At 41.5% G+C, this 13,207-nt stretch carries 11 protein-coding genes; 8 read left to right on the forward strand and 3 right to left on the reverse strand.

Going from position 1 to position 13,207, the window contains the following annotated elements; all coding sequences use genetic code 11:
• Positions 1-42 precede the first annotated feature (42 nt).
• The 5 genes from FCN14_RS05375 to FCN14_RS05395 all read left to right on the forward strand — a co-directional run bounded on the left by FCN14_RS05375 (position 43) and on the right by FCN14_RS05395 (position 5,015).
• The gene (locus FCN14_RS05375) at positions 43-1,254 is read left to right on the forward strand and encodes an MFS transporter (RefSeq protein WP_138430067.1); all 1,212 of its coding nucleotides are present in this window, start codon (positions 43-45) and stop codon (positions 1,252-1,254) included.
• 238 nt (positions 1,255-1,492) lie between these two features.
• A complete protein-coding gene (locus tag FCN14_RS05380; RefSeq protein ID WP_434084069.1) occupies positions 1,493-1,963 on the forward strand; it encodes a methylated-DNA--[protein]-cysteine S-methyltransferase in 471 nt (156 codons plus the stop codon).
• Positions 1,964-2,044: 81 nt separating this feature from the next.
• Positions 2,045-3,640: an amidohydrolase family protein gene (locus FCN14_RS05385; RefSeq protein ID WP_138430069.1), complete on the forward strand. Its 1,596-nt coding sequence runs from the start codon at positions 2,045-2,047 to the stop codon at positions 3,638-3,640.
• A 108-nt stretch (positions 3,641-3,748) separates the two neighbouring features.
• Entirely contained in the window at positions 3,749-4,324 is a 576-nt protein-coding gene (locus FCN14_RS05390; protein WP_171032819.1) for a PepSY domain-containing protein, read from the forward strand.
• Between the two features lie 313 nt (positions 4,325-4,637).
• Complete coding sequence (locus tag FCN14_RS05395; RefSeq protein ID WP_138430073.1) at positions 4,638-5,015, forward strand: (2Fe-2S) ferredoxin domain-containing protein; 378 nt, start codon at positions 4,638-4,640, stop codon at positions 5,013-5,015.
• A gap of 346 nt (positions 5,016-5,361) precedes the next feature.
• On the opposite strand, the gene FCN14_RS05400 is transcribed toward FCN14_RS05395, so the two are convergent.
• Complete coding sequence (locus FCN14_RS05400) at positions 5,362-7,992, reverse strand: M14 family metallopeptidase (RefSeq protein WP_138430075.1); 2,631 nt, start codon at positions 7,990-7,992, stop codon at positions 5,362-5,364.
• Positions 7,993-8,165: 173 nt separating this feature from the next.
• Between FCN14_RS05400 and FCN14_RS05405 the strand changes: the two genes are divergently transcribed.
• The 3 genes from FCN14_RS05405 to FCN14_RS05415 are packed head-to-tail and all read left to right on the forward strand — an operon-like array spanning position 8,166 to position 11,903.
• Positions 8,166-9,746, forward strand: a complete 1,581-nt coding sequence (locus FCN14_RS05405; protein WP_171032820.1) for a DUF748 domain-containing protein — start codon at positions 8,166-8,168, stop codon at positions 9,744-9,746.
• 12 nt (positions 9,747-9,758) lie between these two features.
• Positions 9,759-10,727 carry a pyridoxal-phosphate dependent enzyme gene (locus FCN14_RS05410; RefSeq protein ID WP_138430079.1) on the forward strand — a complete coding sequence of 323 codons (969 nt, stop codon included), beginning with the start codon at positions 9,759-9,761 and terminating at the stop codon, positions 10,725-10,727.
• Positions 10,728-10,754: 27 nt separating this feature from the next.
• Positions 10,755-11,903, forward strand: coding sequence for an FAD-dependent oxidoreductase (locus tag FCN14_RS05415; protein ID WP_138430080.1), 1,149 nt, complete (start codon positions 10,755-10,757; stop codon positions 11,901-11,903).
• A gap of 30 nt (positions 11,904-11,933) precedes the next feature.
• On the opposite strand, the gene FCN14_RS05420 is transcribed toward FCN14_RS05415, so the two are convergent.
• The gene (locus tag FCN14_RS05420; RefSeq protein WP_138430082.1) at positions 11,934-12,272 is read right to left on the reverse strand and encodes a ribbon-helix-helix domain-containing protein; all 339 of its coding nucleotides are present in this window, start codon (positions 12,270-12,272) and stop codon (positions 11,934-11,936) included.
• 28 nt (positions 12,273-12,300) lie between these two features.
• Positions 12,301-13,122, reverse strand: a complete 822-nt coding sequence (locus FCN14_RS05425) for a ZIP family metal transporter (protein WP_138430083.1) — start codon at positions 13,120-13,122, stop codon at positions 12,301-12,303.
• Positions 13,123-13,207 lie beyond the last annotated feature (85 nt).

The following is a 13,207-nucleotide window of genomic DNA, read 5'->3' on the forward strand; positions in this document are numbered from 1 at the left end:
GTTTTTTTATAATATTGTGGAACGATTTGCCCATTCATTTTCTTGATATTCACTCTCAATAATTTCCAAAAACTCATATATAACTTTATCACTCAACGTACTCCTCTTCTCAAAGATCTGAACCTCTATGTCATTTTTGGCATCACCCTTTCGGCCGTAATGGGGGTAGCAAGTATTGCACCGGCCCTTCCAAAAATGGCACATGTATTGGAGGTTTCTAATGAGAAAATTGGATTACTAATTACGGCTTTTACTATTCCGGGTGTTTTTTTAACCCCTCTTCTTGGTGTTTTCGCTGACCGAATTGGACGAAAAGCTATACTTGTACCCTCCCTTTTTATCTTTGGTATCGCAGGAACAGCATGCGCTTTTGCAACCGACTTTAGCTGGCTTTTAATATTACGATTTATTCAAGGAATAGGAGGAGCCTCACTCGGTGCCTTAAACGTTACGCTGATTGGTGATCTCTACGAAGCTAACAGGCGTGCTACGGCAATGGGATATAATGGGAGCATCCTTAGTATAGGTACGGCATCCTATCCTGCCATCGGTGGAGGATTGGCATTGCTGGGATGGTTCTACCCTTTCTTTCTTTCCTTGTTAGCTATTCCCGTAGGGATTTTCGTGCTCATAAAACTTGACAACCCCGAACCTGACAATCACAAAGATTTAAAAACCTATGTTGAAAATGTATTTGATTCCCTGAAATCTAAAAAAGTAATTGGCCTCTTTGCCGCCAACTTTCTCACCTTTATCATCCTCTACGGTGGCTACCTTACCTATTTTCCAATACTACTCGATGAACAGTTTGGAAAATCATCATTTTTTATTGGGTTAATGTTGTCGGGATCTTCATTAGTGACGGCTGCGGTCTCCTCTCAATTGGGAAATCTCACTGAAATATTTAAGGAATCATCCCTCATCATAACTGCCGCATTTTTATACCTAGGAGTTTTTATTAGTCTGCCTTTTATAAATAATATTTGGTTATTTACGCTACCAATTATTGTATTTGGATTTGCCCAGGGTATCAACATTCCCAGTATATTAAACCTGTTAACCCATCAAGCTCCAAAAGAGTACCGAGCTGCATTTCTTTCAGTAAACTGGACCATATTACGAAGTGGACAAGCCGTAGGACCTTTTTTACTGGGAATAGTTTATGGTTTAGTGGGGATTGCAGGCACATTTTGGGTATCAGCAGTAACGGCAGCCTGCTTAATCGGTGTCGGTATTCTTTTAATTCGAGAATAGAGATAGGAATCCAAGGTAAAAGATGAATAGCTCTTTTTAATTCTATATATTACTAAAAACAAAAAGGACCTCAGAAGTATCAGTTCCGAGGCCCTGTGCTTTAGGTTTCAGCATTTAGGAGTGACTAGTTGACTAACTAGATTAGGTCTAGAGAGACAATAATAGTGCGTTCTGTTAACAAGAGTAATGCGAACGGTATTTGTTACAAAAAAATTAAATTAATTTCTCCCCCCCTCTTTTGGACATCATAAAAAGCCATTACAAGTCACCTTTAGGCTGGTTGGAATTGGTTAGCTGCAAGGGCTCTTTGCTTAGTCTTACTATGTTAGATGCGGTCCCCAATCCCCTGTTAAAAGCTAAGAATAGTATTCAAAAACAGGTAAAGAGTGAGCTAAAAGAATATTTCGACGGAGAGCGCAACCGATTCTCCATTCCCGTAATGCCCAGCGGTACAATCTTTCAAAAATCTGTATGGAATAAGCTTCAACAGCTTCCTTTTGGGCAAACAATAACCTATGGTGAACTTGCAAAACGGCTTGGAGATACAAATAAAGTTCGTGCAGTAGGGCGGGCAAGTGGTAAAAATCCCATTCCAATCATTATACCTTGTCATCGGGTAATAGGTATAAACAACAATCTTATAGGATATGCGGGAGGCGTCAATAGAAAAAAGTTTTTGCTCAAACACGAAGGGACTCTACTATTATAATCATCTTAAAAACTTTTTACTGTCGGATGGCTGTGCAATTTGTACATTCCAGTAATCTTCACTTTAAGAAAGTTTTATTTTATGGTAATATATCGACGCTTAATCGCTTTATTGGTCTGTATCATCGGGATTGTAACCACTGTTTCGGGCCAAATTCAAGAGGCTCCTGAACGAACAATAGGCGACGGGCCCTATGAAAAACTGATTATCAGAGGTGTTATGCTCGTTGATGGTACGGGATCCCCACCACGCGGACCGGTGGATATTGTTGTACAAGGCAATAGAATTACCTCAATTCGCTCGGTAGGATATCCAGGAATTCCTATTGATGAAGACCAACGTCCCAAAGCAAATGCCAATACCAAAGAAATTGAAGCTAAAGGCATGTATCTGCTGCCCGGCTTTATCGATATGCATGCCCATACAGGCGGCGTTGAACAAGGTACCCCTGCAGAATATGTGTATAAACTATGGATGGCCCATGGTATAACCACCGTTCGCGAACCAGGCTCATTTAATGGGATGGATTGGACCTTGCGCCAGAAAAAACGAAGTAAAAACAACGAGATTACTGCGCCCAGAATCTATTCATACATCGGTTTTGGGATGGGGCATGACGAACCTATTACTACTCCTGAAGAAGCACGCAAATGGGTACAGATGATACACGATGAAGGTGCTGATGGCATCAAGTTTTTCGGGGCCAGCAAGCCGGTGTATGCCGCTGCTATTGATGAAGCTAAGAAGCTCGGTCTGGGAACAATGACACACCATGCCCAAACGCGCGTTGTCTACAATAATGCCCTGAAGTCGGCCCGGCTGGGACTTTCCAGCATCACACACTGGTACGGCATTCCAGAAGCCTTATTTACTGATCAAATTATCCAAGATTATCCCCTCGATTATAACTACAGTAATGAGCAGCATCGTTTTGAAGAGGCCGGCAAACTCTGGCAACAGGCTGCTGAACCCTATAGTGATAAATGGAACAGCGTGATGAACGAGATGCTTGAACTGGATATAACGCTCAACCCCACTTTTACGATATATGAAGCCAGTCGGGACTTAAGTGCCCAACGACGCGCCGAGTGGCACAAACGATACACCCTGCCCTCTCTTTGGGATTTCTATAAACCCAGCCGTAAATCTCATGGTTCGTACTGGCTCAACTGGGGAACCGAACAAGAGGTAGCATGGAAAGAAAACTTTGACCTATGGTTTGAGTTTGTCAACGAATTCAAGAATCGAGGAGGACGAGTTACTCTGGGCTCCGATTCCGGCTATATCTATAAGCTCTATGGCTTTGGTTATATCCAAGAAATGGAGCTGTTTCGGGAAGCCGGCTTTCATCCTCTCGAAATATTCCAGTCGGCTTCACTGAAAGCAGCAGAAGTGCTGAATATGGATGACAAGCTAGGCACTATTGAGGTAGGTAAGCTGGCTGATATGGTGCTGGTAGATGCCAATCCATTGAAAAACCTTAAAACATTATACGGAACCGGCGCTATCCACGTTAATGATGATAACAAACCGGTCCGCATCGGCGGTGTTGAGTATACGATCAAAGATGGTATTGTCTATGATGCCGAAGAAATGCTTCAGGATGTAGCCGAAATGGTTAAAAAGTCAAAAGCTGAGAAAAATTATGAGATTACTCAGCCGGGCCTTGATTATTAAAACTGACCGCCTGTTACCTATATTTATTGCCTAGCTATATCTCTCCTGCTGTATCTTTGATAATTACATTACAGTAGGAGTAAAATATTTTTAAAGTTTCAATTCTTGATGGATTTCGATCTACGTAAAGATTCACGAAAATTACACCGTTGGGGTGCTATCTTGATAGCACTTCCTTTTTTGATTGTTCTATTATCGGGACTCCTTCTTCAAGTAAAAAAGGAGTTCGCCTGGATACAACCCTCTACACAATCCGGCAGTCAAGTGGGAGCTTCCCTCCCTTTCGATAGTATTTTGAACACTGCTAAATCAATTCCCGAACTTGCCGTCAGCAAATGGGAAGATATCGACCGGCTGGATGTACGCCCGGATGATGGAGTCATTAAAATCCGCGGAGCCAACGGATGGGAAGCCCAAATTGATGCCCATACTGGTGAAAAGCTACAAGTGGCCAACCGTCGATCTGATGTTATTGAAGCTATACATGACGGATCATGGTTCCATGATAAGGCCAAACTGTGGCTGTTTTTACCCTCAGCAGTTGTTGTGCTCATTCTTTGGCTTACAGGTATCTACCTATTTTTCTACCCCTACTTTGCTAAATGGCAAAACCGGAAACGACTCAAAGAGCGTAAGTTAGAACGCCGAAGGAAACAAAAAGCATCGGACGAGATAACTGCTTAGTTTTCAAGATATAGAACCATTTAATTGGTCCATAAAGCTTATAGGCCAGCAAACCAGTCTCTTGTATGGTACTGTTGGGGGATTTAATCAAACTCCCATGATAATGACGGATCCTGTACGTTTTCTTATAGATCATTATTAGCAGTATTCAAAAAGCTACCCACATCTTCTTTCGATAATTTTTGCCACGACCAAAAACAGACAGGGCCAACAACCGGGACAAGACAGAAGTTATGAGCTAATAAATTTCCGATCTCACCTTAAAAATTCGTATCATTGGATCATTCTAAAATGGAAGAATTGAAAATAAAAAATGGCTCAGACACCCAGCGATAAAGCAGAAGAACTACATGTCGACGAAATACAACGACATATTTTCCTATGTGCCGACCAGACCAAACCCAAGTGCTGTAAAAAGGAATGGAGTATACGTGCGTGGAATTTCCTGAAAATGAGGCTAAGGGAACTGGGGTTAGATGGAACCGGTGGAGTATATCGTACCAAAGCAAATTGCCTGCGTATCTGCAAAAAAGGTCCGGTAGCAGTCGTCTATCCCGAGGGTACCTGGTACCACTCTTGCAAACCAGAAGTGCTGGAACGTATTATCCAAGAACACCTTATTAATGGTAATCCTGTGGAAGAATATATGTTTGCTGAAAATCCCCTCCAAGAGGAAGATGAAGTAACCTAGTTTTCTGTAATATATAGCAACACCAAGTAAACGTATCGCTCACGAAAAAGTCTGATTTAATAAACTATTTTTCTCTACCTCCCAATAACTACAAGAGAGTTATAACCCATCTGACATACCTAACATCCTATTAGACGCATTTTCTCATCTTCCTGTAACAGGATAGGTATCCTACAGATTGCTTATTTCTTCAGGTGTGCAACTCCTTCAGTACTTAATAGCTATTATAAACATTCCCAGATTCTCACAACTGAAATACTTGTGCAGCGTATCATATAACTAACGATGGCATCACTTGGAGTGATGCCATCGTTTAAGTAAATACCTAGCTTAAAAACCAATTTTCTCACATATCATGCAAAATCATAACCGCATTTTGCATCATGCGTGCTGGACCTACCCAGAACATGCGGTATTGGGTATTATCCAACAAAAAGACTACCTGTCCGGATCCCATGGGTTTTACTCCAGCAAAAGCATTACCAGCCACCTGCTCTTTATTTTCAGGAGAGGCATATCCTGACGCCAGTACCGATTGTGGATCCTTACCATAATGACCGACTACCTGCCAGTTCGTAGAGGGTACCAATGATTCATCACTAAACTTTAGTGAGAATAACTTATTGGGCATTCCAAAGGCAAGTGGATTGGTATTATCAATATGTCCCTGGAAAGCTGAACCGGGAATACGTTTAAGTCCGGATGAATCTTCACGGGCAGCATATGTCGTATAGGCCGCTGGTTTAATCGTGTCCTCATCTTTATCTCCTTTTGAAGGTTCATCAGTAAGCTCTACAGAAGTAAACCCAGAATTGTCTTTACTCATAAATTCTGCAGCATTTTCTGTAGCAACAAGAGTACCACCGTCTCTCACCCATCCTTTTAGTATATCCAGAGCAGTAGAATCAAGGGTCGAAGAAAATCCGCCCCAGGCACCGGGCAGTACTAATACATCATATTCTTCCAGATCTAAGTATGGAAGTCGATCACTTCGAATTCGGTTGATCCCAAATTCGGTCCACTGATCGAATAAAAACCAAATCTGGCCAGCTGTATACGAGCTAAAGGGGCTATCAACCATAAGCCCTACACTGGGCCTATCAACCGGCTCGCTGTCCCGTGAGGCCAAGTCCATGCCGCTGACCATGCGTCCGGTATCAAAACCTTCGATCGTAACTTTGGCCTCTTTAGCAATACGCTCCATATCCGAGACGATGGTATCGCGCTTTTCATAATTACGACCAAGAAGAACTACCAGACTGCCCCGGCTATATCGTTGTCCATCGTAGGTAAAATATTTTTTGGCAACACGTACACGATAACCAGCATCCCATAGTTTAGCCAGTGCATTGGGAGTATATCGCTGCTTTCCATCAACTACATAAGCATAACCTGCCCCACTATTTTTTACTCCATATTCATACGCTGAAACTTCTGATACCGGAGTGGTTTCTACTTTTACCTCATCATTTGACCAGGCGGCATCCAGATTATATGCCATCGGGGCCGACCAAGTTGACATGTCGTACATCACCGAATCGCCGATTGCCAACTGGCGCTTCATAAGTGTATTCAAAAATATATGACGTGGCTGATTCATAGAAATAATGAAACTACCTTTATTGAACTGGCGGGTTTCTGCTTCTCCATCCCAATAACTATAGGCATCATCTATTTCAAAATCTTTCGTTGCCTGCCCTACTTCAACTCCATGCTGCAACATAATATTGATCAACTCACCGGTGTAGGCCCGATCATTATTGGGGACAATAAATGCCTCCACATCCCCTTTCTTTGCTTCCTCCCTAAAAGCATTTTGAAAATAATCAAGCAGTGGCTTCCGATGTTCAATGGAAGTCCGGACTGTTGCAATCGAGTTCGTATAATGATCAAATACACGCTGCCGAAGGGTCAATTTATAGCCATCTTCAGTTTCAACGGAGCGCCCCCCGCGGCTATGTCCCCCTTGTTCTGCCAACATCCCGATAGCTCCCATATTGCTGGGATAAGAAGATCCATAACCGGGGTAAAAGAAATCAAAAGCCTCACGGGTGGCATAATTAATATTGTGATCATCAAACTCCGCGATCACACCACGTCCAAAAACATCCGCCCACTTTTTATAATCATTTGGCAACTCATGATTTCGTGGTGTAGTTCCGGGCATCGTAAAGTAATTACTGTTGAACCCCTGCTCATGCAGATCTAAATGAACCTGGGGCATCCATTTCTGGTAAGTGGCTATGCGACCTCTAGACTCCGGATGAACCAACCAAACCCAATCGCGATTCAGGTCAAACCAATAATGATTGGTACGTCCACCGGGCCAGATCTCATCATGCTCCAGGTCATCCGCGTTAGAGTTTAACACTGCACTTCGTGAAGATTTATACCAGTACACATATCGATCTCGCCCATCAGGGTTGAGCATCGGATCAATAATAGTAATAGCATCACTCCTCATCTTTTTGGTCTCTGCATCCATCCCCGCAACCAAACGGTAGGCCGTCTGCATAGCTGCTTCACTACTAGACGGTTCATTGCCATGGACATTATAACTCAACCATACCATAACAGGCTGATCGCCCTTTATAGATTCCGCTGTATTATCCTCCAATTTTTCCGGATCAGTAAGCTGGAGGTTATTATTACGCAGCTGATCGATATTTGACTGATTTTCTTCAGAACTGATAACCGCAAAGTAGAGGCCTCTACCTTCATAGGTTTCAGCATACTTTTCTAAATTGATACGATCAGACGTTTCAGCCAAATACTTGAGATAAGCTACCACATCTGAATGGAAACTAAATTCAGTGCCCAACTCATAACCCAGGAATTCTGCCGGAGATGAGATCTCAGAATCATAAGAGATATCCGGATCAAACTGGAAGCGTTCTTCTTGAGCATGTAAAATGCTAGAATTTATAAAAAGGAAAGCAACAGCAAAAAGGAGGTATCGAAATCGAAATTCGAACATGAGTTACATTGTTTGTTTACTTTTTTATGTTGTAATAGTTAATCATGGTACAAAAATTGAAAGTAAAATGGCGTAAAAAAAAGTCGTGATTAGCTATAATAAGGCCTGTTAAGCGATTTGGCGAATAATCCTGTTCACTTTATGCATCTATTCCTATGAAAGGCTATCAAAAAATGCTACTCGGCATATGCATAGCCATCATTATATTGGTCGGCAGTATTCAGATCTATTTTAGTTTCTTTTTAGATACCCAGATTAAACAAACGCTCACAAACCATTTTCAGGAGTCTACAAACCATAGGATTCGATTCACAATTAATGATCTAGACCTTCAATTGCTGGGAAGGCGTATTAATATTTCCGGTACTACTATTTCTTCAAATAAACAAGACGAAAAAAATACTTTTTATGCTAAAATAGAAGGTATCCAAATTCGAGGAATTAGCTTTTGGCAGTTATTAGTGCATCAAAAGCTTAAACTAAAAGAGGTCCGGATTAACAACCCGAATATTTCACTGGCCAAAGCTCCCTCCTCAAATCCCTCTACTACTCCTCGACATATCCGGAAGCAATTTTCAAATGTCAAGATGCTACAGCAACTGTCAATCCCAAAACTCTCAATCACCGGACTATCCCTTCGTTTTACGACGAAAACCAAAAATGACAAATCATCTTTTAGCTTCCGCAACAGTGATATCCATTTCTATAAAATATCTCTTGACTCCGCCGCTCTAACAAGTAACGAGATTATCCCTGCTAAAAATATGGTAGCTGACTTTCGTGATCTTCAGTACCATACAGCAAATGGTGTATATAAACTTTCTACCCACAAAATAGCCTTTTCATCCTTTGACAGTAGTATGGACATTCGTTCCCTACAACTCCAACCGAAATTTGATAAAACTACTTTTCCCAACCAGTTTGATCACGAAGCAGACCGGATAAAAATAAAAATGAGCCAAATTTATTGGTCCGGCATTGACAGCCATAAACTAAATTCCAGACAAATACTCAGAGTAAAAAATATTCTGATCCGTAAGCCCGACTTTGACATTTATCGTGATAAACGGCTTCCCTTTCCTCCGAATAACAACCCACCATTGCCCCAAGAGATAATACAAAGTATTCCATTTCCTACTACTGTCAATCGCATTACTCTTACTGATGGTAAAATCCGGTACAGTGAACGGATGCCGAGTGCTCAAAAAGCCGGGTATATAATTTTTGCTGATCTCACAGCTATTTTTCAAAACTTGTCCAATATTAAAAAAGAATGGCGTGCTCATTCCCCAACCCTGCAGGTTAAAACTGAAGTAATGGACCATGCAGAACTTAAGGCCTCATTTCGTTTCCCTATGGGTTCTCAACAACAATATATCTTCGGCCATTTATCATCAATGCCAATAAAGCCCCTGAACAAAGCATTGACTCCCCTGGCCTTTGTACGCATAGAGGATGGGCATATTCTGGGAATGGATTTTAATATGACTTTAGATGAAAAGAAAGCCAAAGGTTCCATGACCTTTACATACCAAGACTTAAAAATATCACTGTTGAATAAAGGAAATAAAGACCAAAACTTTGGTAATAAAATAAAATCGTTTCTTGCTAACGCTTTCAAAGTTAATACTCATAACAAAGGCGAAAACCTCAAAAAAGCACCAATTAAATTTGAACGAGATACAAATAAATCAGTTTTTAACTACTGGTGGAAAAGCCTTTTATCAGGACTTAAAACGAGCATTGGAATCTAAAGAATTCAATTCATGTCAGAATTAAACACGGTTGCCATTCCCAGTTATGAGGATGTAAAAAGTGCCTATCTTAAAATTCGAAATAACGTTCACAGAACACCGGTTTTAAGTAGCAAAAAAGTAAATGAGCGCGCTGGCGGCGAACTCTACTTTAAGTGTGAAAATTTTCAAAAGGTAGGTGCCTTTAAATTTCGGGGAGCAACACATGCGATAGGAACACTCTCTGAGAAGGAAGCGAAAAATGGCGTTGCCACACACTCCTCTGGCAACCATGCACAAGCAGTAGCACTAGCAGCTAAACTTCGCGGTATCCCCGCTCATATTGTGATGCCTGAAAATGCTCCAAAAGTTAAAGTCAATGCCGTGCGGGACTACGGGGCTAATATTACGTTTAGCAAATCTACACAAGAAGGGCGGGAAGCAACCCTGCAAAAAGTAGTCAAAAAAACCGGGGCTACTTTTATTCATCCCTATGACAATCCGAATATTATCATGGGACAAGGTAGTGCCGCCATAGAACTGCTGGAGGAGAAGGCCGACCTCGATCTCATCATTGCTCCTATTGGCGGTGGTGGTCTTATGAGCGGGACAGCTATTGCAGCATCTGGTTTATCTCCGGAGACAAAAATTATTGGCACAGAACCAGAAGTAGCTAATGATGCATACCTTTCCTTCAAAACGGGGGAACTTCATCCTGTCCAAAGCACTAATACGGTAGCAGATGGACTACGAACCTCTCTGAGTCCCCTCACCTTTTCCTGCATACAGAAACATGTAGATGCTATTTACACTGTAACAGAACAAGAAATTGTCGAGGCTATGCGCTTTATTTGGGAACGCATGAAGATAATTATTGAACCTTCGTGTGCGGTTCCGGCAGCTGCAATTTTTAACGGAAAAATTGATGTTGAAGGGAAAAAAGCTGGGATTATTATAACAGGCGGCAATATTGATTTAGATAAACTGCCGTGGCAAAGTTAAAAATCAAAAATTGAGACCTAGGCATAAATGTCAGAGCAGATCATTATTATTGGCAGTGGCGTATCGGGACTTACTACAGCCCTTACCCTACAATTGCTGGGTTATGAGACTGCAATTTATACTGAGAAAACCATTACAGACATTTCAAATAAAAATGGACACCCGGAATTTGCCAGTCTCTTTCCATCCGCTTCAATAATTCCCCACTCGGTATACTCCAATCAATTGGAGAAGCTATTCAAACGGTCTCAGTATATATTTTATGAGCTTCGCAAACTAGCTTTCCCGGGCATTACCATCAATAAACACTATGAGCTTTGGGAGTCTGAACCCAACCGCCCCGATTACTGTAATTGGATGTTGAATTTTGAAGCTGTTTCTAATACAGAGATAGAAAAACTACCACATCGACCGGTAGTTGATAAATTGTACGGCTGGAGTTTCAACTGTATTTTCGCTGATTGGTCACTATACTTACCGGCACTGCTCCATACCTATTTACAAAATGGTGGAACAATCAGGCAGCAAAAAGTTAACCGGGAAACAATTTCTGACCTGCCGGCGGAAATCATTATTAACTGTAGCAGCACCGGTAGCCCTTATTTATTTGATGACCCCAGCAATAAGCAACTTGTTGTCCGTGGCCATCTGCTCCACAAGGCGGATGCCCCTTTACTCACAAATTCAAACGGGGAAATTGTATCTTACAATTATACCCCAAAAGCAGAGATCTATTCCGATAGTAAGGGCAAAGCTGCTGATGTATATTGCTACCCCCGAAAAGATGGTTGGATACTTGGAGGGAGCCGCCAAGTTGGAACCCTTGAAAACGAAGAATGGCAAGTCAGTGAAGATTACTATGAAATTGATGGTATTAGATTTCCTAAACAGATCATCGATCTCAATAGTAGGATCATTAACACCTTTTTTGAAACCGAACTGAGCATAAAGAATGAGCTTACTCCATCGGTAGGTTATCGATATATCCGAAATAAAAAGAATGGCCTTCGGCTTGAATCAGAAACTGTAGCAAATAAAAAAGTAATACATAACTATGGCCATGGGGGCGCCGGGGTTACGCTTTCCTGGGGATGTGCCCTAGCGGTAACCTCGCATGTAAACAACAACTCTGCTGACGAAAACAAACAAACCTTATTAAAAGAGATACAACAATAACCACAAGTATACTTTTAAAGGACAATGGAATCAGCTTTGAATCTGTTTTTCGGCACAATCAGGGCAATCCAGCCAATGCTCTGATGGCATTGATGGCAGAGCTTTCGGACTACTGCCTTTTTCAAACACCGGCCGATATAACACATCACCTTTTTTATGTGATTCTCCACAACTGTGACAGCTTTCCGCTCCATCAAGTTCTTTAGGAGTATAGCCTGCGATCACCCAACCTTCATGACCAGCATGCACTGCCAAACTTTCTAAAGCAGCACGTACTGTTTGGGATTTATTGCCGTTATAATATTTCTCAGATAATTCCTCCAAAAGTTGAACGGTCTCATTATCTAGGGTAAAGTTCAACCGTTTCATAACATCTTTTCTTATTCAAAGTTTCCTTTTAATACACAATATACCAAGCTGCAAACACGATTAATCCTCCAATAAATGTATTAAGGACAGCCCAACGGCGATACCGATCTAATTCGTGATGTTCATGATTATCTAAATCAGTTTCTTGATGAATATTACCACCCACCTCACACTCTGGTAAAAAGTCGATAGCCACATGAAAGAAAACCCCCGTTGCAAAGCCAAATATGATAGCATTTATAAGAGCATTCTCCGGGATATCTAACAAGCTCACCGGGAGAGCAGTAAGTCCAATAGCCGAAGCCGGTAGTAGTATCAACATCGGGGATTTACCCTTAATCGCAAGCCGCCGTGAAGCAGCATAACCGGCTGGTGCTTTATGTGAAACAATAGCAATTCCCAGCAATAATCCCAGTTCAGGCATTGCTGCATATACCATCCCGATAATAAGTCCCGCAGAAAGAGCATGGGAGGTTAACTCTAACACTACGGGTGGCAATGACGAAGAAGCATGAGTTAAATCATGATTAAGAGTATGAATGGCAAAGCCCGCCATGATACCAATCGCAATTCCTAATCCCCCATAGACCGGATGATGATTAATAGCAGTAGGTACCAAAAAGATAGCTGCACTCGTAATCATCGCCCCACTTGCCAATCCATATCCAATAACCAAGTGATTGACCTTATTTTTTTTGGCTGCTTTCGTTCCTATGGGAATAGCTAGAGCCATAGAAGCAAAAGCAATCCCAGAAATACCAATAATCTTCCAACTAGACTCCAGCGCTGCCAAAAAAGTGAATACACACAGAATAAATAGCGTTCCGTAAATAATAGATTTATTAGACATAATTCATTTTACATTATCTTGTAATTGTGCCATCAATTGTAGAACAGTACCTCAGGCAACCTTTAACTGCTCTGTATAAAATCAC

Source organism: Fodinibius saliphilus, assembly GCF_005869845.1.
In the GTDB taxonomy this organism is placed as follows: domain Bacteria; phylum Bacteroidota; class Rhodothermia; order Balneolales; family Balneolaceae; genus Fodinibius; species Fodinibius saliphilus.